Consider the following 22643-nt stretch of genomic DNA (forward strand, 5'->3'; position numbering starts at 1 on the left):
AGGCGGTCGTTGGCCGCGGCCAGTTCGTCCTGGGTCATGCCGATACCGGAGTCGGTGATCGACAACATCACGCCGCCGCCGTCGATCCGGCTGCCGGAGACCGTCACCCGGGTCTCGCGGGGCGAGAACGACAGCGCGTTCTCCACCAGCTCGGCCAGCAGGTGAATGACGTCGTTGACGGCCTGACCCGCGACGGACACGCCGTCGGGCACCTGCAGGACGACCCGCTCGTAGTTCTCGACCTCCGACAGCGAGGCGCGGGCCACGTCGACCAGCTTGACCGGCTGGCTCCACCGGCGCGGCGGATCCTGACCGGCCAGGACCAGCAGGTTCTCGCTGTTACGGCGCATACGGGTGGCCAGGTGGTCGAGCTTGAACAGGTTCGCCAGCCGGCTCTCGTCCTGCTCGCCCTGCTCCAGCCCGTCGATGAGAGTGATCTGCCGCTCGACCAGCGTCTGGCTTCTGCGCGAGAGGTTGACGAACATCGCGTTGACGTTGCTACGGAGCCGAGACTCCTCGCCCGCCAGCCGGACGGCTTCACGATGCACCTCGTCGAACGCCCGCGCGACTTCACCGATCTCGTCCTCGGACATGACACCGATCGGCTCGACCTCCATCGGGCCGCTCGCCTCGGACTCGCGCAGCTGCTGGACCGTCTCCGGCAGGCGGCGGCTGGCGATGAACAGCGCCTCCCTGCGCAGCCGGCGCAGCGGGCCGCTGAGCGAGCGCGCCATGAACGAGGTGATCAACAGCACCAGGATCAACAGGATGGCGATCGCGATCGCGATGATCATCGCGCCCTGCTGCTCCTGGCCCTGCAGGGTGCGGCTGCGCAGCAGGATCGAGTCGGAGACCTGCTGTTCGATCTTGCGCATGCCGTCGATGGCCTTGCCCACGGCCTTGAGCCATTCCTCGCCGTCGCGCGCGAGGCCGACCTCCGGGTCGACCAGCTGCGCCCCTGAGTCCTGGAGGAACAAGGCACGAGCCTGGATCAGCTCGGACTTGTCGACGGCCGAGCCGCTGACGACGTCGTCGTACGCCTGGCGGATGTTCAGCGGCACCTGGGCCCTGAACGTCGCCAGCTCACTGTTGCGCTGGGCCCGAGCGGCGATGAAGGAGTCGAGCTCGTCCTTGCTGAATCGCCTGGCGGCCAGCGCGGCCACCAGGAGCGCGCGCTGGGTGGAGAGGAACTGCTTGGCCCTGGACAGAGCGGCGAAGCCGGAGACGTCGTCGGCGAGCTCCTTGTCAGCGGCACCCAGGTCGATGTTGTCGTTGAGCCCGATGAGGTCGGAGATGCTCCGGTCATACAGATCGATGACGGAACCGACGTTCAGCTGCGAGTCCACCGCGGTCTTGCGTGACTGGTCGAGCTCGTTCAGCCGGTTCTTGATGCGGACGGCCTGCGCGCGCTGGGGGCTGTCAGAAGCGGCGAGCGCGTCGACCCCGCTGCGTACGCTGTCGCGAAGCTTGTTGACCGTGCTGTATTGGGCGTCGACGTCGGCCTTGCCGCTGCTCCTGCGCCCGAGGGCGACAAAGCTGGCGGTGAGGTCGCGTTCGAGCTCGACCTCGTGGGCGAGCGCGGTCAACTGGCTCGCCAGGACGGCGACCTCGTTGACCTTCTCGTACTCGGTGGCGCTGCTGATCGAGGTGGCTACGCGGAAGCCGCCGAGGACCAGGGCCGCCAAGGTGGGAATGACGACCAGAACGAGCAGCTTCGAGCGCACGCGCCAGTTGCGCAGCGCGAGGCCGCCCGTCTTCTTCGCACGCCCGGCCCGTGCTTTGGGCTTTGACTTGGCGTGAAGCGCCGCAGGAGCGGGCGCTTCAGCAGTTAAGCCGGGATCCCCACCTGCTGGGGGGAATGCGTTCCTCACTGGCCTCCGCAACCTCTCCTCTGATGGTCTGGTGCAAGAGGATCACGTCATGCATTGTGTTTGCCGTGTGACGCCGACGCACCCATGGGGCGAGAGCTTATTTGAGCACAACAACAGGAGATCGGCCAATACCGCAAAGGTCGCAGTCAACCCATCTCTTCGCAGAACATGCCAAACCCGGACAAATGCCACATCCTCCTGGTGGATGCCGGGCTGTCACCTCCATGATTCGGACATTCATCCCAAACGTACATTGTGATCATCATTTCCGTATATATATTGGTAATTTCCAGATTCGGGGGGCCATGCGCAAGAGTTAGCTGCGCTAGGGTGCGACCGTCGTCGATCACCCCCCGTTCGAAGGAGACGCGACATGAGGTTCGGTGCACTAGGGCGCACCGCCCTGATTGGACTTGTGGCCACCCTTGTCATTACGGGGTGTTCCAGCTCAGATAGCAAGACCGGAGGCGCCTCGAATGCCAACGGTCTTGAGAAGACAGACCTCCTGATCGGCGAGTACCCCGGGGCGGACGCCGCCCCGCTGTTCATCGCGATCGAGCGCGGCTTCTTCAAGGAGCAGGGCCTCAATGTCAAGACGGAGGCCATCCAGGCTCCGCAGGCCGTACTGCCCAAGCTCGCCAACGGCAGCATGGACGTGGTGCTGGGCAGCTACGCCACCATCCTGTCCATCCAGTCCCAGGGGCTGGAGAAGTTCAAGTACATCGCGGACTCCTACCAGGGGGCCGCCGGCGCCTTCGGCGTGATGGTGTCGAAGAACTCGCCCATCAAGAGCGTCGGCGACCTCAAGGGCAAGAAGATCGGCGTCAACGCGCTCGTCGGCCTGGGTGTTCTCACCATGAACCCCCACCTGAAGATCGCCGGACTCGACCCCACCAAGGACGTCAAGTACGTCGTTGTGCCGAGCACTGACTGGCTCAAGTCGCTGAAGAGCGGCGCCGTGGACGCCGTCTGGATGACCGACCCGTACGTCAGCCAGGCCAAGAACCAAGACGGCGCGACGATGCTGCTCGACACGATGTCCGGCCCCACGGACAGCCTGCCGATCACCGGCTGGGCGGCCACGGAGAAGTGGATCGGCAAGAACCCCAAGACGCTGGCCGCGTTCCAGCGGGCGATGGCGAAGGCGCAGAACGTCGCCGCCACCGACCGCAGCGCCGTGACCAAGATCCTGCCGACCTTCACCCAGATCCCGGCCGCGACCGCTGCCACGATCAACCTCGGCAACTACCCGACCTCACTGAACGCCCAGCGCATTCAGCGGGTGGCTGACCTGATGGCCGAGTACGGCTTCATCAAGAACAAGATCGACGTCTCCTCGATGATCGTTACTTCGCAGGGATGACCGCTGCCACAACACTGACGCGGGGCGGGCGTTCCACGCTCGCCCGCGCCAGGGTCGGAAAGCTCATCCGCCACGCCATCGGTGTGGCGGTTTTTCTGCTTGTCTGGGAGCTCGTCAGCAGGACCGGCCTGGTCGAGTGGCTGCCCCCCGCCTCGACCTGCCTGGCCAGAGTGATCAGCCTGGCGTTCGATCCCGAATATCTCACCGACCTGAGCTCCACGTTGCTCGCCGCCGTCATCGGCCTGCCGCTGGCCATCCTGGTGGCCGTCCCCGTAGGGCTGCTGCTCGGGACCGTTCCCGTCGTGGAGGAGATGACCCGCGCGATAGTCGAGTTCCTGCGTCCCATCCCCTCGGTGGCGCTGATCCCGCTGGCGCTGTTCCTGTTCCAGCCCGACATCAACGCCAAGGTCGCGCTCATCGTCTACGCCGCGTCCTGGCCGATCCTGATCAACACGCTCTACGGCGTGCGTGACGTCGACCCGCTGGCCGCGGAGACGCTGCGCTCGTTCAGCTTCGGCTCCGCGGCCATCGTCTGGCGGGTGTCGCTGCCGAGCGCCGCACCGTTCATCTTCACCGGTGTCCGGCTGGCCGCCTCGATCACGCTCATCCTGGCCATCAGCGTGGAGTACGTCGTCGGCGGCGCCGGCGGGATCGGCGCCTTCCTCATCCAGGCGAGCACCGCCCTGGACGATCAGGCGATGATCGACGTGATCGCCGTGCTGGTGTGGTCGGGCATCATCGGGCTGATCGTCAACACTCTGCTGCTGCGTGCCGAGCGGCGGCTGTTCAAGTGGCGGAACGCATGATCAAAACCCTGGTCAAACGGCTCTGGCTGGTGCCGGTGGTCCTCGTCGCGTGGGAGCTGATCACCAGGGCGGTGGACGACCCCTTCATGCCCCGCCCCACGGTCATCGTGTCGCGCATGTACGAGATGTGGTTCTCCGGGCCCCTCATCCTCACCGATGAGGCGGTGGACAACTTCGTCCCCAGCATCATCAGGCTGGTCGGCTCGTGGAGCGTGGCCGTGGCCCTCGGGGTAGCACTCGGTGTCGCGATCGGCAGGACGGCCTGGCTGTCCGACTACATCGACCCGCTGGTGGAGTTCGCCCGGGCCGTGCCCCCACCTGTGATGTTCCCCGTGTTTCTGGTGCTCTTCACCATGGGCACGCAGGTACAGGTAGCGACCATCGTCTTCGGCATCATCTGGCCGATCCTGCTGAATTCAATCGATGGCGCGCGTAACGTGGATCGTCTCCAGATTGAGACCGCAACCGTCTTCGGCGTCCCGGCGAGCCTGCGCCTGGTCCGGATCATCCTGCCCGCCGCCTCACCGAAGATCTTCGCTGGTCTGCGGCTGAGCGTCTCGCTGGCGCTGATCCTCATGATCGTCTCCGAGCTCAAAGGTGCCACCGACGGCATCGGTTACCTGCTGGCCAGCGCGAGCGACCGCTCCGACATGCCGGCCCTCTGGGGAGGAGTGGTCGTGCTCGGAGTGCTCGGTTACGTACTCAACACCCTGTTCCTCATGGTCGAGCGCCGGATGCTCACGTGGCACCGTGGCGCTCGCCGTACCGCGTAGGAGGCGGATGTGACTGACCTGTTGCTGAAGAACGTGCGTATTGTTACGCACGACCGGGACGAACCGGTCGTCGCGGACATCGCCGTGACCGGCGGGCGCATCGAGCAGGTGGGGGCCGGCCTGTCCGCCGAGGGCGTCGAGGAGGTGCTCGACGGCGACGGGAAGCTGGCCTTCCCGGGCGTCGTGGACGCCCACCAGCATTGGGGCATCTACAACCCGCTGCCCGAGGACACCGCCTCGGAGAGCATGGCCAGCGCCCAGGGCGGCGTCACCACGGCGCTCAGCTACATGCGGACCGGCCAGTACTACCTCAACAGGGGCGGTTCCTACGCGAAGTTCTTCCCCGAGGTACGCAGGCAGGCGGAGGGACAGGCCTACATCGACTACGGCTTCCACCTCGCGCCCATGTCGAGCACGCACATCGGCGAACTGCCCGACCTGGTGGAGAAGTACGGGGTCTCGTCGTTCAAGATCTTCATGTTCTACGGCGGGCACGGGCTGCACGGGCGCTCGGCCGACCAGAGCAAGTTCCTGATGCTGCCCGAGGGCGAGCGCTACGACTACGGGCACTTCGAGTTCGTGATGCGTGGCGTGCAGGAGGCCCGCGAACGCTTCCCGCACCTGGCCGACGAGATCTCACTGTCGCTACATTGTGAGACCGCCGAGATCATGACCGCCTACACCAAGCTGGTGGAAGAGGCCGGCGACCTCAGCGGCCTGGCCGCCTACAGCGCCTCCCGGCCGCCGCACTCCGAGGGGCTGGCGGTCTTCATCGCCTCCTACCTCGCCCATGAGACCGGCCTGGCCAACATCAACCTCCTCCACCTGTCCTCGCGCAAGGCGCTCGACGCGGCCGTGCGGATGGCCAAGACGTTCCCGCACATCGACTTCCGCCGTGAGGTCACGATCGGACATCTTCTCGCCGACATCGAGACCGCCAACGGGATCGGCGCGAAGGTGAACCCGCCCATCAGGCCGCGCGAGGACGTCGAGGCGCTGTGGGAGTACGTGCTCGACGGCACCGTCGACTGGGTGGTCAGCGACCACGCCTGCTGCCGGGAGGAGCTCAAGTTCGGCGCTCCGGCCGACGACGTGTTCCTGGCCAAGGCCGGGTTCGGCGGCGCCGAGTACCTGCTGCCCGGCCTGATCACCGAGGGCCGCCGCCGCGGCCTGTCCTACGGGCGCATCGCCGCCCTCACCTCCTGGAACCCCGCGCGCAGGTACGGCCTGCGCAGCAAGGGCACCATCGAGCCCGGCTTCGACGCCGACTTCTGCCTGGTCGACACCGGCAGCACGTGGACCGTTCGGGCCGCCGAGTCGGAGTCGACGCAGGAGTACACCCCGTTCGAGGGCTTCGAGCTGAGCGCCAAGGTCACCGACACGTTCGTCAGGGGCAACCACGTCCTCGACGCGGGCAAGATCGTGGGTCGTCCGGTAGGCCAGTACATCTCCCGGCCGCTGGGCTGAAAGGAAACCCCTTGCTTGAGATAGACAACCTCACGCACGTCTACGGCGAAGGCCCGACGCGCCACCACGCCATCGAAGGCCTGAACCTGAGTGTCGCCGAGGGCGAGCTGCTGTGCATCGTCGGGCCCTCCGGGTGCGGTAAGTCGACGCTCCTGCGCTCCATCGCGGGCCTGATCAAGCCCACGGGCGGGGCCATCAAGGTCCAGGGCGAGCTGGTCCGCCAGACGCCCGCCAACCTGGCCGTCGTCTTCCAGGACTACAGCCGGTCACTGTTCCCGTGGATGTCCGTGGCGGACAACGTCGCGCTGCCGCTGCGTCGCAAGGACATGACCAAGCAGCAGCGCCGTGAGGCGGCGCACGAGGCACTGGAGTCGGTGGGGCTGGCGGAGGCCGGTCGCAAGTACCCGTTCCAGCTGTCGGGCGGCATGCAGCAGCGGGTGTCGATCGCCCGCGCGCTGGCCTACCGGCCGGCGCTGATGCTCATGGACGAGCCGTTCGGCTCGGTCGACGCGCAGACGCGTGAGGACCTCGAGGACCTCGTGCTGAAGGTACGCGGGCACCACCAGATGACGATCGTGCTCATCACGCACGACATCGACGAGAGCGTGTACGTGGGTGACCGGGTCGTCGTGCTGTCCAAGGCGCCCGCGCACGTCGTGGGCGACCTGAAGGTGGAGCTGCCCAGTCCCCGCGACCAGATCAGCTCCCGCGAGCACCCGGACTTCGTCCATCTGCGCGCCGAGGTGGGGCGTCTGGTGCGTGGCGTGGCCTCCGTCTGAGCGCCTCTCCGTACCCGTCCGTCTGAGGGCGTCGCCTCCGTCTGAGCACGTCCCCATAACTGGAACACGGGCCGAACCACTAGTGCCGCCGGGCGTCCAGCCCGGCGGCACTGGTGGAGAGGAAGTCAGGCCGGAGTGTGGGAGTGGCGGGTCAGGGCGTGTTCGACCAGCGTGATCAGCGTGCCCTTCACCGAGTCTCTGACTCGGGCGTCCAGGCGGACGATCGGGGTGTGCGGGTTGAGCGACAGCGCCTCCCGGATCTCCTCCTGCTGGTGCTGGAAGTTCCCGTCCCAGCCGTTGATGCCGATGACGAAGGGGAGTTTGGCCTCTTCGAAGTAGTCGATGGCCGGGAAGCTGTCGGCCAGCCGCCGCGTGTCCACCAGCACCACCGCGCCGATCGCACCGCGCACCAGGTCGTCCCACATGAACCAGAACCGGTGCTGTCCGGGCGTACCGAACAGGTAGAGGATCAGGTCACGGTCGAGAGAGACCCGGCCGAAGTCCATCGCCACGGTCGTGGTCGTCTTGTTGGGCGTGAGAGAGACGTCGTCGACACCCGCCGACGCGTCCGTCATCACCGCCTCCGTGGTGAGCGGCAGAATCTCCGAGACCGCACCCACGAACGTCGTCTTGCCCACGCCGAAGCCACCGGCCACGACGATCTTCGTCGAGGTGAGGCCGGGGCTAGAGCCTGCGAAGTCCACTGAGCACCCTTTCGAGCAAGTTGAGGTCCGGCTTTCCCGCGTCCAGCGCAGGCTGGTGCACGCGGATCAGGCCCTCCGACGCCATGTCGGCGATCAGCACCCGGACTACCCCAAGAGGCTGCCGTAAAAGGGCGGAGATCTCGGCAACCGACCTGACGTTCCGGGTTAGCTGAATGATCGCCTGATACTCCGGACTTAATAGTGAAATGTCTTTATATTCCGAGGTCACGGAGGACACCAAGGCCTCCATGGCGAACTTCATCCGTGGGGCCGTGCGGCCCCCTGTCACGGCATATGGCCGGACAAGGGAGCTCGGCTTCTGCGGACGCGGAGCCGACGGATGCGGCGGAGTGCTATCACCAGCCCAACCCTGACCTGACATCATGATCTTCTCCTGTCACCGTCCGACTAACGCGGGCGGGACGCCTGCAGCTCGGCGCGCACGGCCGGGGTGAGCACCTGGCCCGCCCGCTCCACGAGCAGCGTCATCTGGTACGCGACCAGGCCCATGTCACAATCGGGCGCGGCGAGCACAGCGAGGCAGGAGCCATCGCTGATGGACATGATCATCAGAAGTCCGCGCTGCATCTCGATGACGGTCTGGGTGACCATACCGCCTTCGAACACACGAGCCGCGCCCTGCGTCAGGCTGATCACACCCGAGGCGACCGCGGCCAGCTGGTCGGCCCGATCCTTGGGAAAACCCTCGGAGAAAGCCAGCGGCAAGCCGTCGGACGACACCACCACGGTGTGCGCGACTCCGGGCACATTATTGACGAAATCGGTGATCAGCCAGCTGATGCCACGCGCTCCCTGGCTCAGTTCTCTCATTGCTCCTCCTCATTGTCTTCTCCGCGGGTGAACGCGCGGCCTTGCCGTACCCCCTGCTGGAAGCTGGACAACCGGCTCCGCAAGCGATCGGGAGAGATCTGCGGTGCCGGTGACGTCGCCTGCGGCTCCGCCAGGCTGGCCGTACCGGGAACCAGGTTGGCCTTCGGCACGCGCCGCGGCAGGCCGGAGGCCGTCGTGCCGCCCATGGCCGGCTCGGCGGCGGCCTGCGCGGCCTGCCAGCCGGTGTCGGCGGGCGAGGACCACGTCGAGCCCGCGCCGGACTGGCCCGGCACGCGTTGCGGCAGCGAGGGCCTGTCCGACGTCCCGGCGGACGCCGCGGGCGCGGCGACCGGCGGGGGCGCGGCGGGCGTGGCCGCGGGAGGCACGGGGAGCTGAGCGTACGGCTGGGCGTAGGGCTGCTGCGGGAGCGGACCGGCCGGCGGCACTGCCGGTATCCCCCCGATCTGCGTCTCCTCCTGCGCGGAGATCTCGGAGTGGTACTCCTGCTCCGGCTTGAACGGTTCGGGCTCCGACTCCGGCCTGCGGAACCAGTCAGAGCCGACCGAGGAGAAGATCGGCAGGAAGTCGTCGCTCTGCTCCAGCGGCGAGCTGTTGCGCACCGCCGGGAGCGGGCCGGTCAGGTCCTTGGAGGAGTACTCGCCGGGACCGAACGGGTTGAACGCGCCGCGGCCGTTGTGCGTGAACGGCTCGACGGGCGGGATGGGCGAGTCGGCGAACGACGGCCAGCGCTGCTCATCGAACCCGTACGCCGGCCGCGGCTCGGCGTCGAAGGACGGCTTGGGCAGCTCGACGAACGGCGACCTGGGCGGCAGCTCCTCGCCCGAGCCGAAGGACGGCCAGCGCGTCTCATCCGCGGGCGAGGGCGATGGCGGGGGCGGCTCCGTGGCGAACGACGGCCAGCGCTGCTCGTCCTGCGCGGGGGGCGGCGGCTCGGTGGCGAAGGAGGGCCAGCGCTGCTCGTCCTGCCGCGGCGCCTCCTCGGCGAAGGACGGCCAGCGCTGCTCGCCCGGGGCGGCGGCCGCGGGCGACTCCTCCACGAACGACGGCCAGCGCTGCTCGTCGGGCTGCTGCTGCCGCGGCGGCTGCTCCTCGCCGAACGGCGGCCAGTTGCCGCCACCGCCCGGCACGGGCAGCGTGCCCGGCCACTGCGTGTCGACCGGCGCGTCGTCTCGGATGTCGGGAGTGTCGACCGTGGCCTGCGGCGCGGCGTAGACGCCCGAGCCGTTCGTCGAGGACGGCTCCAGCTGGCTCGGGTCGAAGGTGGTGAAGGCTTCGTACTGGCCGCGCTGCTGGGGCACCGAGCCGGCGGGGCCGCCGAGGAGCATGTCGGGCAGCATGACGAGCGCGGCCAGGCCGCCCGCCTCCCGCATCCCGAGCTGGACCCTGATGCCGTGGCGCAGCGCCAGGCGGCCGACCACGAACAGGCCCATGCGGCGCGAGACGGCCACGTCCACCACCGGCGGGTTGGCCAGCCGCCAGTTGGCCTCGGCCAGCTCGTCGGCCGACATGCCGATGCCCAGGTCGGTGATCGTCACCTGGACGCCGCCCTCGATGGGCGAGCTGGTGACCTGGACCTTGCTCTCGCGCGGGGAGAAGGAGATGGCGTTCTCGATCAGCTCGGCCAGCAGGTGCACGGCGTCGGTGACGGCCGGGCCGGCGATCTCGATGCCGGACGGGATCTGGATCTGGACCCGTTCGTAGTTCTCGACCTCGGACAGCGAGGCGCGGGCGACGTCGACCAGCGGCACCGGCTCGCTCCACTTGCGGGCGGCCTCCTGGCCGGCAAGGACCAGGAGGTTCTCGCTGTTGCGGCGCATGCGGGTGGCGAGGTGGTCCAGCCGGAACAGGTTCGCCAGCCGGTTCTCGTCCTCCTCGCCCTGCTCCAGGCCCTCGATGAGCTGCAACTGCCGCTCGACGAGCGTCTGGCTGCGCCGGGAGAGGTTGACGAACATCGAGTTGACGTTGGCGCGCAGCTTGGCCTCGTCGCCGGCCAGCCTGATCGCCTCGCGGTGGACCTCGTCGAAGGCCCGGGCCACTTCCCCGATCTCGTCGCGGGTGTTGACGCCGACGGAGGGCACATCGGGCACCTCGGCGCTGTCCCCGGACTCGCGCAGCAGGCGGACGGTCTCGGGCAGCCGCGTGGTGGCCACCTGGAGCGCCTCGGCACGCAGCCGGCGCAGCGGGCGGACCAGCGAACCGGCCACCCGGGTGGTGATCACCAGGACGAGGAGCAGCAGGACCAGGATGGTCGCACCGGAGATGATGGCGTTGCGCTGCTCGGTGTCGCTCAGGTCCCGCGTGGTGGCCACGATCCTGGTGGTCAGGCCGTCCTCGACTTTGCGCATGGCGTTGGCGGACAGCGAGGTGCTCTCGTACCAGAGCTGGAGGTCACGGCGAGTCGTGATGTCCAGGTCCCTGATGGTCTTGAACTCGCGCAGCTGGGCCAGGGCCCGCTGGCGCATCGCGTCCGCGCGGTCGATCTGCGGGCCGCGCAGGCCCTTCTTGTACGCCTGGAGGTCCTGAGGAGTGGCTTCCTGCTCGAAGGCGGTCAGCTGCACCTGCTGACTGTTCCAGGAGCCGAGGAAGTCGGACAGGTCGTCATAGTCCAGCCGACGCTCGATCAGCGCCACGACGAGGATGCCCTGCTGGCGGAGGACCTGTTCCCTGGTCTGGTCGAGGGCTGACAGCGCGGCCACGTCGCCCTGGAGGGCGTCGTCGCTGATGCCGTCGCCCAGGTCGTTCTGAAGGCGCTCGAGGACCTCGATCAGGGAGGAATAGGTGCGGATGGCGGCCCGGGGCGGCACGCTCGCCTCACCCGCGATCGACCTGCGCAGGCCGTCGAGGCCGGTCAGCCATCGGCGGATCTCGTCGACCTCTCCACGGACGCGGGTGGTGTGGGTGGCGTCGATGGAGGTGGTGGCGGCGAGCACGCGCTGCTTGGCCGCGTCGGACGCCTCGCGCTGGGTCTTGAGCTGGCTCAGGCGAATGGGACGCCGGCGGTCGGCCATGTACCACGCGGTGAGCGTGCGTTCCTTGGCGAGCTCGTGCGACAGCGCGGAGGCGCGCTGGACCAGCTCGGCGACCTGGGTCAGCCGGCGGTACTCGGCGCTGGTACCGATGGCGTTCGCGAGCTGGACGCCGGCGAGGAGCACACCCACGATCGTGGGGATGAGGATCAGCGCCACCAGCCTGGAGCGCACGCGCCAGTTCGCCAGCCGGAACCGTCCGCCTGTGTACTCCCCGGACCTGGTGTGCCTGGGGTTATCCGTCCTCACTGACTCTCGCTACCTCTCGCCGTTACGTGCTCGAAAATCTGACACGCTTGGGGCGCATGGGATTTCTCCGGGCTGGGTAATTGGAACACAACCCGTACCAGACGGCCAACCGTACATATCCCATCAAATACGACCAAACGTGCCCACAAGGTCGCATCTCGCCGTGCGCGTTTTCAGGCGGGCCGAAAGGAGTCTCGCTCCACCGGCGCCGCGTGCTTGACCATCAGGTGACGGGTCACCGAATACTCCTGCACCGCCTCCTGGCTCATGTCCTTGCCGAAACCACTGCCCTTGACCCCGCCGTGCGGGGCCTCGCTGGCTATCGGAAGATGGTCGTTGATCCAGGTCACACCCACATCGAGACGGTGTGAGACCCGCATCGCCCTGGCGACATCCCGTGACCACACGGACGAGGCCAGACCGTAGCGCGTGTCGTTGGCCAGCATGACCGCCTCGTCCTCGGTGTCGAACGGCAGGACCACGAGGACGGGACCGAATAGCTCCCCCTGGACGATATCGCTGTTCTGTGACACTTCGTTAACAAGTGTCGGAAGGTAGTAGAAGCCGGGGCCGTCGACCGGGGCGCCACCGTGCACGACGCGCCCGCCGGAACCGGAGACGAAGCCGTGCACCCGGTCGCGGTGCGCCGCCGAGATCAGCGGGCCGACATCGGTGGCGGGGTCCCACGGGTCGCCCACGGTGATGCCGGCGAGTGTCTGCCTGATGGCCTCCACCGCGTCGTCGTACACCGGCCTGGCCACATAGACGCGGGTGGCGGCGGTGCAGTCCTGACCGGTGTTGTAGGTGGCGCCCATGGCCACGCCGCGGGCCGTCTCCTCGAGGTCGGCGTCCTCGAAGACCAGCGCGGGGGCCTTGCCGCCGAGCTCCAGGTGCACCCGCTTGAGTGTCTTGGCGGCGCCGGTCATGACGGCTCGGCCGGTCTCCGTCGAGCCGGTGACGCTGACCATGTCCACGCCCGGATCGGTGACCAGCGCCTCCCCCACCTCGGCATCGCCGGTGACCACCCGCACCAGGCCGGCCGGCGCGCCCGCCTGGGCGAACAGCTCGGCCAGGCGCAGCGTGGTACGGGGCGTCTGCGGTGCGGGCTTGATGACCACCGCGTTGCCCGCGGCGACGGCCGGGCCGAGCTTCCACACGGCCATCACGAACGGGAAGTTCCACGGCGCGATCGAGCCCACCACGCCGACCGGGCGGCGCAGCATGACCGAGGTGTAGCCGCGGCTGAACACCCCGGCGCCCGACCCGTCGAGCGAGCGCGCGGCCCCGGCGAAGAAGCGCAGGTTGTCGGCCGCGAACGGCAGCTCGCCGTCCCTGAAGACCGCCGCGGGCTTGCCCGTCTCCTCGACCTCCAGCCGGGTCAGCTCCTCGGCGTCGGCCTCGACCAGGTCGGCCAGGCGCAGCAGCACCCGGGCCCGCTCGGCCGGGGTGGCCTGCGACCACTCCTCGAAGGCGGCGCGCGCCGTCCCCACGGCCCGCGTCACGTCTTCGACGGGGGTGTCGGGGATCTTGTCGAAGACGAGCCCCGTCGCGGGGTTGATCAGTTCACGCATCGGACCGCCGCCCCCAGCTCACGCATCGGCCCACTGCCCCCGAGCTCACGCATCGGACCGCTGCCCCAGCTCCTCGATGAGGTCCGCGGCCTTGCGCAGCCCGTCGAGAGCGCGGATCCGCTCACCCTCGGCGGCCAGCCGAGCGCGCAGCTGCTCGTCGCCGAGCAGGCGGTCGAGGGCGCCCGTCAGCTCCTCGTCGGTGAAGGCGTAGGTCGACAGCCGCACGCCGTAGCCGAGCTCGTCCACGCGCTGGGCGTTGTCGTACTGGTCCCAGAACAGCGGCAGCAGGATCATCGGCTTGCCGAAGTGCAGCGCCTCGGTGGTGGTGTTGTTGCCGCCGTGCGTGATGACCAGGTCGCAGAGCGGGATGATCTTCGTCTGCGGCAGGAACTCGGCGCCCCACATGTTGTCGGCCAGCTTGATCTCCTCGTGCAGCGGGCCCTTGGAGACGATGAACTGGTGCGGGGTGGTGGCCAGCACATCGATCACCCGCTGCATCAGCTCCACGTCGGAGGAGCCGAGCGAGCCGAGCGAGAAGTACACCAGCGCACCGCTGGTGCGCTGGAAGGGCAGCTGGAAGTCCTCGTCGGTCTCGCGCACCGAGGAGTCGAGGCGGTGCCAGGCAGGACCGAGCGGGCGGGCGTCGGTGTAGTCGAGGATCTCCGGGAACACGTAGAGGTTCAGGTCGCCCTCGTGGATGAAGTCGAGGTCGGGCAGCGGCTCGGTGCCCTGCTCGACGCACCACTCGTTGAAGGCGCTCCAGATCTCCCGGTGCGTACGGTCGTACTCGGCGCGGAAGGCGTCCCACTCCCCGCGGTGGTCGGCGGGCAGACCCGAGAACACCGGGGCGACGTCCTCGCCGCGCACCTCCAGCGGGTTGCAGGAGACGATGCGGACGAACTTCTTGCCGGCCGTGAGCAGCGCCGGGAAGGTGATGACGTTGTCCTCGACGATGACGTCCGGCTGGACCCGCTCGATGATCGCCTTGAGCTGCGGCTCGCAGTACTTGGCGCCGTCGATGAGCGAGTCCCAGATGGGCTTGGTCACCGTTTCGAGCTGCTCCAGCGTGCTCTTGCGGTATTCCGGGGCGTTCTCTCGGATGAAGTCCTTCCAGAACTGCCCCGCGTCCTGCTCCTCGTCACCCTCGGCGGGAGGCGCCAGGTCGACGAGGTCCTCCTCGAAGCCGAGCGCTTCGAGTTTGCCCTTCCATGAGGCCTCGGCGGCGAAGACGACGCGGTGACCGCGGCGACGGAGAATGTCGCCGATGCCGATGCTGTTGTTCGTGGGCCCGTAGGCGCTTTCCGGCATGAACAGGATGGTGAGGGACATCACGCGCTCCGAGGTGGCATCAATTTGAAGGGGAATTCAAATACTCATCTAGCGGGCCGGTCAACTTCAAGGCACTATGGTCACGGCCTCCTGAACGGCAGACGAACAAGGCGGTGAGTGTGACCCAGCGAAAGAGCCGTAGCGACCGGCGCATCGACCTGATCGAGGCGGCCCGGCGGGCCATCATCCGTCACGGCGTCGACCGCGTCCAGCTCTCCCACGTGGCCGAGGAGGCGGGGCTCACCTCGGGCGCCGTGCTGTATCACTATCCCGACCTCAGCGAGCTGCTGGTCGAGGCGCAGCACGCCGGGATGGAGCGGTTCTACGAGCAGCGGATGCGTCAGCTCTCGGCGCTCACCGACCCGGCGGAGAAGCTGGTCATGACGGTCAGGTCGGGGCTGCCGACCGGTCCGCTCGACCCCGACGTCCGGCTGCTCAACGAGCTGGGCGGGGCGGCGGGGCGCAGCCGGGTCTACGGTGTGCTGCTCACCTCGCTCTACGACCGGCAGGTGTCGATGTACCAGTCGATCCTGGACACGGGGGCCGCGCTGGGAGTCTTCACGCTGAGCTCCGACTCGCTGACGATCTCGCGCAACCTGGTGGCCCTGGAGGACGCCTACGGCTACCGGATCACCGCCCGGCACCCGGTGATAGGTCCACAGGAGGCGGCCGAGCTGATCCTCTCCTACGCGCGCACGGCGACGGGCCACGGCCTGGCTCATTGAGCCGTTTCCTGGCCCGCCGGGATGATGACGGCGTCGTCGTGCCGCCAGTGCAGCTTGACCTTGGCGCCCTGCCGCACGGCGCCGGCCCCCTGCACGGCCACCAGGACCGGCTTGACGCGGCCGGGCAGGTCGACCGAGATGTGGGAGACGCCGCCGTAGAAGCTGACATCGAGCACGGTGCCCATGAGGCCGTGCGCGGCCGTCTCGTCGCGCAGCTCGATCTTCTCGGGGCGAACGCCCAGGAGCGCCTTGGCGCCGCTCTCCAACTCCTCCAGCGGGGTGCCGGGCAGCAGGCCGAAGTCGTCGGTCCTGAGAGCCTCGGCGCCGCCGGCCGTACCCTCGAACAGGTTGTTGGCGCCGACGAAGTCGGCGACGAAGGGGGTGCGGGGCCGCTCGTAGAGCTCGACGGGCTGGTCCACCTGGCGCACGCCGCCGCGCTCGAAGACCGCGATGCGGTCGGCCAGCGACATGGCCTCCTCCTGGTCGTGGGTGACGACCACGAAGGTGATGCCGACCTCGTGCTGCAGCCGCTTGAGCTCCAGCTGCATGTCGGCGCGGACCTTCTTGTCCAGCGCGGAGAGCGGCTCGTCGAGCAGGAGCAGGCGCGGGCGCTTGACGATGGAGCGGGCGAGCGCGACACGCTGGCGCTGGCCGCCGGACAGCTGGGCGGGTTTGCGGCCGCCGAGCTCCGACAGGCCGACGGTCTCCAGCACCTCGCCGACGCGCTGCTTGATCTCCTGGCGCGGCAGCTTCTCGCGCTCCAGGCCGTAGGCCACGTTCTTGGCCACGGTCATGTGCGGGAACAGCGCGTACGACTGGAACATCAGGCTGATCGGCCGCCGGTTCGGCTGCTTGCCGAGCAGGTCCTCGCCGTCCAGCGTCACCGTGCCGCCGTCGGGCGTCTCGAACCCGGCCAGGATGCGCAGCAGCGTGGTCTTACCGCAGCCGGAGGGGCCCAGCAGGGCGAAGAACTCACCCTGGCGGATCTCCAAGGAGACCCCGTCGAGCGCGGTGACGTCTCCGAACCGCCGGGTGATCCCGTCAATCTTCAGCACGTGATTCCCCGATCTTGGTCATCCGCTGTCCCACGATCACCGCCGTGAAGCTCACGAGCAGCAGGATGGCGGCCAGCGCGTTGATCTTCGGGGTCACCCCGAAACGGATCATCGAATAGATGACGATCGGCAGCGTCTGCTCGTTGTTGCCGATCGTGAAGAAGGCGATCACGAACTCGTCCAGCGACAGCGTGAAGGCCAGCAGCGCGCCCGCGATGATGCCGGGCGTGAGCTGCGGCAGCGTCACCTTCATGAACGTGACGACCGGGCCCGCCCCGAGGTCGCGCGAGGCCTCCTCCAGCGAGGTGTCGGTGTTCGACAGCCTGGTGCGCACCACCGCGGCGACGAACGCCATCGAGAAGACGCCGTGCGCGAGGATCACCGAGTAGAGCCCCAGCGTGAGCTGGATCATTCCGTAGAAGACCAGCAGCCCGATGGCCAGCACCAGGTCCGGAAGCACGGCGGGCATCAGGGCGAGCGCGTCGAGCGTCTTCGACCGGGTGTACCTGGCCAGGCCGACGGCCAGCAGCGTGCCGAGCACGGTCGCGACGACGGTCGAACCCGCGGCCACGATGAGCGTGTTGACCACGCCGTCCCTGATGCGCTCGTCCTGGGCCAGCTCGCCGTACCACTTGAGGCTGAAGCCCTCATAGGTGTAGGCCGACCTGCCGGAGTTGAACGACATCACGACGAGCACGACGATCGGCACGTACAGGAAGACGTACGTCGCCCAGAACGGGACGTGCAGCCACTTCGACCTACGCACGACGGGCCACCCACGACTGCGCGATCAGCAGCACCACCAGGACCGCCACGAGGGCCAGCGTCAGCGCGGAGCCGAAGGGCCAGTCACGCGCCTGCAGGAACTCGGTGCGGATCAGGTTGCCCACCATGACCGACTTGCCGCCGCCGAGCATCTCGGGGATGACGAAGTTGCCGAAGCTGGGCACGAACACGAACAGGCACCCGGTCAGCACGCCCGGCACCGTGAGCGGCAGCGTCACCTTGCGGAACGTGCTGAACGCCGACGCGCCCAGGTTCGCCGACGCCTCGCGCAGCTGCGGGTCGAGCCGCTCGATCGCCGCGTAGAGCGGCAGCACCATCAGCGGCAGGTAGGAGTAGAGCAGCCCGAGGATGATGGCGCCCTGGTTGTAGAGCAGCTCGTACGGCCCCAGGCCGAGCGCCTTCAGCCCCGAGTTCAGCAGGCCGGGACCGTTGAGCAGGATGATCCAGGCGTAGACGCGGATGATGAAGTTCGTCCAGAACGGCAGCACGACGGCGACCAGCGCGACCGTCTTCCACTTGCGCGGCAGCTGCGCGATCAGGTACGCCGTCGGGTAGCCGAGCAGCAGCGCGAGCAGCGTCGTGAGCCCCGCGATCTTCAGGGAGGTGCCCACCACGCTGAGGTAGAGCGGGTCGATCAGGCGGCTGAAGTTCTCGCCGGTGACCTCGTAGACGACACCGCCGAACCGGCCGCGCTGGAAGAGCGTGTAGCTCAGCACCAGCACCAGCGGCACCAGCAGGAGCACGACCAGGTACGTCAGGCCGGGTGACAGGAAAACGAACGCGCCCAGCCGGCGTCCTCGCGAAGGGGACACCGGCCGGGCTTCAGCTTCGGACTTCATTCGGTTTCTGGCTTCATCCCGTGTTCTTACTTCATCCCGCGACTACGACGACGCCTTGATCTCGGTCGCCAGGCGCGTGTACTTGACCCCCGCCTGGCCCAGGTCGATGAGCGACTCACCGTTGAGCAGTTCGGCCGGCTTGATGTCCAGCAGCGAGCCCTTGGCGATCTCCACCTTGTCCATGGCGGCCTTGTTGGGCACCTTGTAGTTGATGTTGACGGCGGCCCAGCTGTGGATCTCGGGGTCGAGGATGTAATTGATCAGGGCGTGCGCCGCCTCCTTGTTCTTGGAGGACTTCATGATCACCATGGTGTCCACCCAGAGGTCGCTGCCCTCCTTCGGCACCACGAACTTGATGTTCTGCTTCTCGCTCGTGGTCGGGCACCAGCCGTCCCACGCCTCGACCATCATCGCCTCGCCGGAGGTGAGCTTGTCGCCGAAGGTCGTGTCGTCGTAGCCGAGCAGGTGCGGCTTGGCCGCGACGAGGAGATCCTTGGCCTTGGCGATCTCGGCGTCCTTGTCGGTGTTGACCGAGTAGCCGAGCGCCTTGAGGGCGGGCAGGGCCAGCCAGCGCTCGGTGGTCATCATGGTGACCTTCTTGTCGGCCCACGCCGGCGGCTGCAGGAGGTCCTTCCAGCTCGTCGGCGGCGTCTTCACCAGATCGCTGCGGTAGCAGATGCCGGTCGTTCCCCAGGTGTAGGGCACCGAGTACTTGTTGCCCTTGTCGTAGGACAGCTGGGTGGCCTCGGGGTAGAGGTTCGACAGGTTCGGGATCAGCTCGGGGTGGATCGGCTCCAGCAGACCCTGCTCGTTGAGCGCCTGGGCGTACTGTCCCGACACGAACGCCACGTCGATGCCGCTGTCACCACCGGCGGTCAGCTTGGTCATGGCGGTCTCGTTGGTGTCGTGGATCGCGATCTTCAACGGGAACTTGAGCTTGTCCTTGACCTTCTGCGGCAGCTCCTTGGGCGTGTACCCGTCCCACACCGTCACGTTGACCGACTGCTTCGACAGGTCGGCGTTCGGGTTGAGCTGGTCGGCGGTCGCCGCCGGTGCCGCGCCTGCGTTGGTTGACTCACCGCCGCACGCCGCGGCGGCAAGCGCGAGGCCGGCCACCGTGACGAGGACCGGCAGACGACGGGTGAACCGGGTACGGTACACGGCCGCTACTCCTTCAGAATTCCGGTGAATGAGGGGTCGCGCGACCAACCGGGCACGGCAGACCAGACGAGGAGTGTTGCAGCAGAAATCAACATGAGCAAGACTTTTGCGGACACTGTTACCTGGATGTTTGGTATTCCTGTTGAACATGAATTCAATTTGGAGGCGGTTGCTCTCTCTCGGTGAGAAGCCCCTCACCTCAGGGGATCGCGGCGTCTCCGCCGCGCTCGTGACGGCGCTCGGGGGCGGGGGCGACGTGCCGCCGCCGTTCGCGGTCCGCCGCTTCTCCGCGCTGCCCAGCCTCTCGTACGAGGCTGGGGATCTCGACACTGGGGTGCCGGTCGAACGGGATTTCGGCGCACATGTCGACCAGACGAACTACTCGGTGGTCGTGGCCGATCGGGTGGTCGTCAAGTGGCTGACGCCACCGGCCGCGCTGCCGCATCCCGCTCCCGACCTGCTCGCCCACCTGGCCGGGGCCGGATTCCGGGACACGGCTCCGCCGTACGCCGCTCTGACCCGGGTGGACGGGGCGGCCGAGACGCTGCTCGCGCTCGTCACGGGCTACCTGCCGGAGGCCAGGGATGGTTGGGAGTGGTGCGCCGACGAGGCCGCCTCGGGCCGCACCGCCTTCGCGGGAGCCCTGGGTCGCCTGGCCGCGGACCTCCACCTGGCGCTCTCCACTTTCCCACCCCTCTCCATCGCCGCCGCCGCCCCAGCCGTTACACCTATTTTCGGTCTGTCGGTTTCCCGTCCAGCGGAAAGAGCCGAGCAGGCTCTGGCCGAGGCTCTCGCCCTGACGGACGGCGAGGACGGCGCGTGGCTGGCCGGCCGGGCCGACGCCCTCAGAGCCGAGCTGGCCCCGCTGACCAGGCCGATCAGCACGCCGCTGATCCGCATCCACGGCGATCTGCACGTCGGCCAGATCCTGCGGTGGCGCGACGGTTACGCCGTGATCGACTTCGACGGCAACCCCACCGTCGCGGAGGCCGCGCCGTACCAGCCGGTGGCCAGGGACCTCGCCCAGCTCGCCACCAGCCTGGAGCATGTCGCCCAGGTGGCGATCAAGCGCCGCGGCACTCCGCCGCGCCAGGCGCTCGACTGGGCCGGCGAGGCCCGCGAGCTCCTGCTGGCCGCCTACCGGAGCCGCCTGGCCGAGTGCGGCCGGCCGGACCTCCTGGACGAGTCGCTGCTGCGCCCGTTCGAGATCGAGCAGGAGTGCCGGGAACTGGTCTACGCCGCCCGCCACCTGCCCCGCTGGCGCTACGCCCCGATGGGCGTCCTGCGCGCCCGCTACCCCGAGAAGACCCCGTGAATTCCGAGCCATGCCAGGCAGACACTTCTGAGGAGACCCCGTGAATTCCGAGCTCTACCTGGCCGACCTGGAGGCCAAGCCCGCGGCCCTCGCCACCCTCGCGGACGCGCTGGCGGCGGGCGGCCTGTTCGAGGGGCTGCCGGCCGGTGTCCGGCGGGTGCTGTTCCTCGGCATGGGCAGCTCCCGCTACGCCGCCGGGGTGGCCGCGCTCCGCCTGCGCGCGGCGGGCGTCGACGCCTACGCCGACTACGCCTCGGCCGCCGCGTCGTACCCCGCAGGCCCGGAGACGCTCGTGGTGCCCATCTCGGCGACGGGTACCAGCCGCGAGACGCTCGACGCGGTGGCCCGGTACGCGGGCGGCCCGTCGTTCGTGGCAGCGCTCACCAACCATCCCGGCTCAGCTCTCGCGCAGGCGGCCGACCTGGTCGTCCCCATGCACGCGGGCGAGGAGCGGGGCGGGGTGTCCTGCCGTACGTTCCAGCACACGCTCGCCCTGCTGCTCGCGCTGGAAGCCCACCTGACGGGCGACGGGCGCGACCTGGCCGGCCTCGTACGGCGCAGCGCCGAGGCGTCGGCCGACCTCCTCGACCGCAGGCAGGAGTGGCTGCCCCTGACGCTGGAGCTGCTGGACGGCCCGGACGGCGTCTACACCATTGCGCCCGTGGAGCGCCTGTCGTCGGCGGAGCAGTCGGCGCTGATGTTCCGCGAGGGTCCGCGCCGGCCGGCCGACGCCTGCGAGACGGGCGACTGGGCCCACGTGGACGTCTACCTCACCAAGACCCTCGACTACCGCGCGCTGCTCTTCCGCGGCTCCGGCTACGAGGACCAGGCCATGGACTGGGTGCGGCAGCGCGGCTCCACGGTCGTCACGGTCGGCGGGGATCTGGTCGGCGGCGATCTTCTCGGCGGGGATCTCAAGGACGCCACGGCCGCCATCCGCTACGCGCACGACGGCGACGCCGACGTGGCGCTGCTCACGGAGACACTGGTGGCGGAGCTGGTCGCCGCCCATTGGTGGTCGGCGACATCCTGAAGAACGTCAGCGGGAACCGTAGGCGGCGCGGGCGTTCAGCGCGTGCTCGACCAGCGTGATGAGCGAGTCCTTGACCGCCTCGCGGTGCCGCGCGTCCGTACGCACGATCGGGATGTGCGGCGAGAGCGTCAGCGCCTCCCTGACCTCGCTCTCCACGTGCGCGAACTGCCCGTCCCATCCGTTGAGCCCGACGACGAACGGCAACCCGGCCTCCTCGAAGTAGTCGATCGCGGGGAAGCTGTCGGCCAGCCGCCTGGAGTCCACCAGGACCACGGCCCCGATCGCCCCTCGCACGAGGTCGTCCCACATGAACCAGAACCGGTGCTGTCCGGGCGTACCGAACAGGTAGAGGATCAGATCACGGTCGAGCGACACACGACCGAAGTCCATGGCCACGGTGGTGGTCGTCTTGCCCGGCGTGTGCGCGAGGTCGTCGATGCCCGCCGAGGCGTCCGTCATCATCGCCTCTGTCGTCAGCGGCATGATCTCCGACACCGCGCCGACGAAGGTGGTCTTGCCCACGCCGAACCCACCCGCGACGACGATCTTCGTCGAGGTGAGCCCGCTAGAGCCTGCGAAGTCCACTGAGCACCCTTTCGAGCAGGCCCTTGTCAGGGATGCCCGCCTCGAGCTGCGGCTGGTAGACGCGCACCAGCCCTTCCGACTCCATGTCGGCGATCAGCACCCGCGCCACCCCGAGGGGGATCCGCAGCATGGCCGACACCTCGGCCACCGAGCGGACCTGCCGGCACAGCTCGCTGATCGCCCGGTACTCCCGGGTGTAGGCCATACCGAGCCGCATCGACGTCGACGAGGAGATGAGCGCCTCCATGGCCAGGCCACCGCGTGGGGCGGTCCGCCCGCCCGTGACGGCGTACATCCGGACTAACGAGCTGCGCTCGGGTTCCGGTTCGCGGTCATGCCACGCTGCCAACAGTT

Annotated in this window: 21 protein-coding genes; 8 read left to right on the plus strand and 13 right to left on the minus strand. The window is 68.4% G+C overall.

The window, feature by feature from the left end; all coding sequences use genetic code 11:
- The coding region (locus AB0H88_RS19945) for a nitrate- and nitrite sensing domain-containing protein (RefSeq protein WP_357646429.1) at positions 1-1724 on the minus strand (1724 nt) is incomplete at its 3' end.
- Positions 1725-2286: 562 nt separating this feature from the next.
- Between AB0H88_RS19945 and AB0H88_RS19950 the strand changes: the two genes are divergently transcribed.
- The 5 genes from AB0H88_RS19950 to AB0H88_RS19970 are packed head-to-tail and all read left to right on the plus strand — an operon-like array spanning position 2287 to position 7059.
- Positions 2287-3234 (plus strand): ABC transporter substrate-binding protein, encoded by a 948-nt coding sequence (locus AB0H88_RS19950; RefSeq protein ID WP_357646431.1) that lies wholly within the window; start codon positions 2287-2289, stop codon positions 3232-3234.
- Positions 3231-4040, plus strand: a complete 810-nt coding sequence (locus AB0H88_RS19955; RefSeq protein ID WP_357646433.1) for an ABC transporter permease subunit — start codon at positions 3231-3233, stop codon at positions 4038-4040. The genes AB0H88_RS19950 and AB0H88_RS19955 overlap by 4 nt, the downstream gene beginning before the upstream one ends.
- Positions 4037-4813 (plus strand): ABC transporter permease subunit, encoded by a 777-nt coding sequence (locus AB0H88_RS19960; RefSeq protein WP_357646434.1) that lies wholly within the window; start codon positions 4037-4039, stop codon positions 4811-4813. The genes AB0H88_RS19955 and AB0H88_RS19960 overlap by 4 nt, the downstream gene beginning before the upstream one ends.
- Positions 4814-4822: 9 nt before the next feature.
- Complete coding sequence (locus AB0H88_RS19965; protein ID WP_357646436.1) at positions 4823-6280, plus strand: dihydroorotase family protein; 1458 nt, start codon at positions 4823-4825, stop codon at positions 6278-6280.
- 11 nt (positions 6281-6291) lie between these two features.
- Positions 6292-7059, plus strand: a complete 768-nt coding sequence (locus tag AB0H88_RS19970; RefSeq protein ID WP_357646438.1) for an ABC transporter ATP-binding protein — start codon at positions 6292-6294, stop codon at positions 7057-7059.
- A 125-nt stretch (positions 7060-7184) separates the two neighbouring features.
- Here the strand turns inward: AB0H88_RS19970 and AB0H88_RS19975 are convergent, their stop codons facing one another.
- The 6 genes from AB0H88_RS19975 to AB0H88_RS20000 form a co-directional block, all read right to left on the minus strand.
- The gene (locus tag AB0H88_RS19975) at positions 7185-7763 is read right to left on the minus strand and encodes an ATP/GTP-binding protein (protein ID WP_357646440.1); all 579 of its coding nucleotides are present in this window, start codon (positions 7761-7763) and stop codon (positions 7185-7187) included.
- Positions 7744-8145 (minus strand): DUF742 domain-containing protein, encoded by a 402-nt coding sequence (locus AB0H88_RS19980; protein WP_225290601.1) that lies wholly within the window; start codon positions 8143-8145, stop codon positions 7744-7746. Before AB0H88_RS19980 ends, AB0H88_RS19975 begins: the two co-directional genes overlap by 20 nt.
- Positions 8146-8171: 26 nt before the next feature.
- Positions 8172-8585 carry a roadblock/LC7 domain-containing protein gene (locus AB0H88_RS19985; protein ID WP_214641718.1) on the minus strand — a complete coding sequence of 138 codons (414 nt, stop codon included), beginning with the start codon at positions 8583-8585 and terminating at the stop codon, positions 8172-8174.
- Positions 8586-8590: 5 nt separating this feature from the next.
- Positions 8591-11890, minus strand: a complete 3300-nt coding sequence (locus AB0H88_RS19990; protein WP_357646442.1) for a nitrate- and nitrite sensing domain-containing protein — start codon at positions 11888-11890, stop codon at positions 8591-8593.
- A gap of 173 nt (positions 11891-12063) precedes the next feature.
- Complete coding sequence (locus AB0H88_RS19995) at positions 12064-13461, minus strand: aminobutyraldehyde dehydrogenase (RefSeq protein WP_357646444.1); 1398 nt, start codon at positions 13459-13461, stop codon at positions 12064-12066.
- 45 nt (positions 13462-13506) lie between these two features.
- Complete coding sequence (locus AB0H88_RS20000; protein ID WP_357646446.1) at positions 13507-14790, minus strand: glycosyltransferase; 1284 nt, start codon at positions 14788-14790, stop codon at positions 13507-13509.
- A gap of 119 nt (positions 14791-14909) precedes the next feature.
- On the opposite strand from AB0H88_RS20000, the gene AB0H88_RS20005 reads away from it, so the two are divergent.
- A complete protein-coding gene (locus AB0H88_RS20005) occupies positions 14910-15515 on the plus strand; it encodes a helix-turn-helix domain-containing protein (protein WP_357646448.1) in 606 nt (201 codons plus the stop codon).
- Here the strand turns inward: AB0H88_RS20005 and AB0H88_RS20010 are convergent.
- Genes AB0H88_RS20010 through AB0H88_RS20025 form a run of 4 tightly spaced genes read right to left on the minus strand, consistent with a single transcriptional unit; the run spans position 15509 to position 19356 of the window.
- Complete coding sequence (locus AB0H88_RS20010; protein WP_357646450.1) at positions 15509-16570, minus strand: ABC transporter ATP-binding protein; 1062 nt, start codon at positions 16568-16570, stop codon at positions 15509-15511. The genes AB0H88_RS20005 and AB0H88_RS20010 overlap by 7 nt on opposite strands.
- Complete coding sequence (locus tag AB0H88_RS20015; RefSeq protein WP_357646452.1) at positions 16557-17336, minus strand: ABC transporter permease; 780 nt, start codon at positions 17334-17336, stop codon at positions 16557-16559. Before AB0H88_RS20015 ends, AB0H88_RS20010 begins: the two co-directional genes overlap by 14 nt.
- On the minus strand, positions 17329-18195 hold the full coding sequence (locus AB0H88_RS20020; RefSeq protein ID WP_357646454.1) for an ABC transporter permease: 867 nt from the start codon (positions 18193-18195) through the stop codon (positions 17329-17331). The genes AB0H88_RS20015 and AB0H88_RS20020 overlap by 8 nt, the downstream gene beginning before the upstream one ends.
- 42 nt (positions 18196-18237) lie before the next feature.
- Positions 18238-19356, minus strand: a complete 1119-nt coding sequence (locus tag AB0H88_RS20025; protein WP_357646456.1) for a spermidine/putrescine ABC transporter substrate-binding protein — start codon at positions 19354-19356, stop codon at positions 18238-18240.
- A gap of 169 nt (positions 19357-19525) precedes the next feature.
- Between AB0H88_RS20025 and AB0H88_RS20030 the strand changes: the two genes are divergently transcribed.
- The gene (locus tag AB0H88_RS20030) at positions 19526-20671 is read left to right on the plus strand and encodes a hypothetical protein (RefSeq protein WP_357646457.1); all 1146 of its coding nucleotides are present in this window, start codon (positions 19526-19528) and stop codon (positions 20669-20671) included.
- A 40-nt stretch (positions 20672-20711) separates the two neighbouring features.
- The gene (locus AB0H88_RS20035) at positions 20712-21704 is read left to right on the plus strand and encodes an SIS domain-containing protein (protein ID WP_357646459.1); all 993 of its coding nucleotides are present in this window, start codon (positions 20712-20714) and stop codon (positions 21702-21704) included.
- 6 nt (positions 21705-21710) lie between these two features.
- On the opposite strand, the gene AB0H88_RS20040 is transcribed toward AB0H88_RS20035, so the two are convergent.
- Positions 21711-22289, minus strand: coding sequence for an ATP/GTP-binding protein (locus AB0H88_RS20040; RefSeq protein ID WP_357646461.1), 579 nt, complete (start codon positions 22287-22289; stop codon positions 21711-21713).
- A complete protein-coding gene (locus AB0H88_RS20045; RefSeq protein ID WP_357647311.1) occupies positions 22270-22584 on the minus strand; it encodes a DUF742 domain-containing protein in 315 nt (104 codons plus the stop codon). The genes AB0H88_RS20040 and AB0H88_RS20045 overlap by 20 nt, the downstream gene beginning before the upstream one ends.
- Positions 22585-22643: the final 59 nt, after the last annotated feature.

It is taken from the genome of Nonomuraea sp. NPDC050680 (assembly GCF_040654555.1).
Lineage (GTDB): Bacteria > Actinomycetota > Actinomycetes > Streptosporangiales > Streptosporangiaceae > Nonomuraea.

Coding starts and splice junctions, on each gene's coding strand:
- AB0H88_RS19955 (WP_357646433.1), top strand. CDS start 3,231: ATGACCGCTGCCACAACACTGACGCGGGGCGGGCGTTCCACGCTCGCC.
- AB0H88_RS19960 (WP_357646434.1), top strand. CDS start 4,037: ATGATCAAAACCCTGGTCAAACGGCTCTGGCTGGTGCCGGTGGTCCTC.
- AB0H88_RS19980 (WP_225290601.1), bottom strand. CDS start 8,145: ATGTCAGGTCAGGGTTGGGCTGGTGATAGCACTCCGCCGCATCCGTCG.
- AB0H88_RS19995 (WP_357646444.1), bottom strand. CDS start 13,461: ATGCGTGAACTGATCAACCCCGCGACGGGGCTCGTCTTCGACAAGATC.
- AB0H88_RS20000 (WP_357646446.1), bottom strand. CDS start 14,790: ATGTCCCTCACCATCCTGTTCATGCCGGAAAGCGCCTACGGGCCCACG.
- AB0H88_RS20020 (WP_357646454.1), bottom strand. CDS start 18,195: ATGAAGTCCGAAGCTGAAGCCCGGCCGGTGTCCCCTTCGCGAGGACGC.
- AB0H88_RS20045 (WP_357647311.1), bottom strand. CDS start 22,584: ATGTACGCCGTCACGGGCGGGCGGACCGCCCCACGCGGTGGCCTGGCC.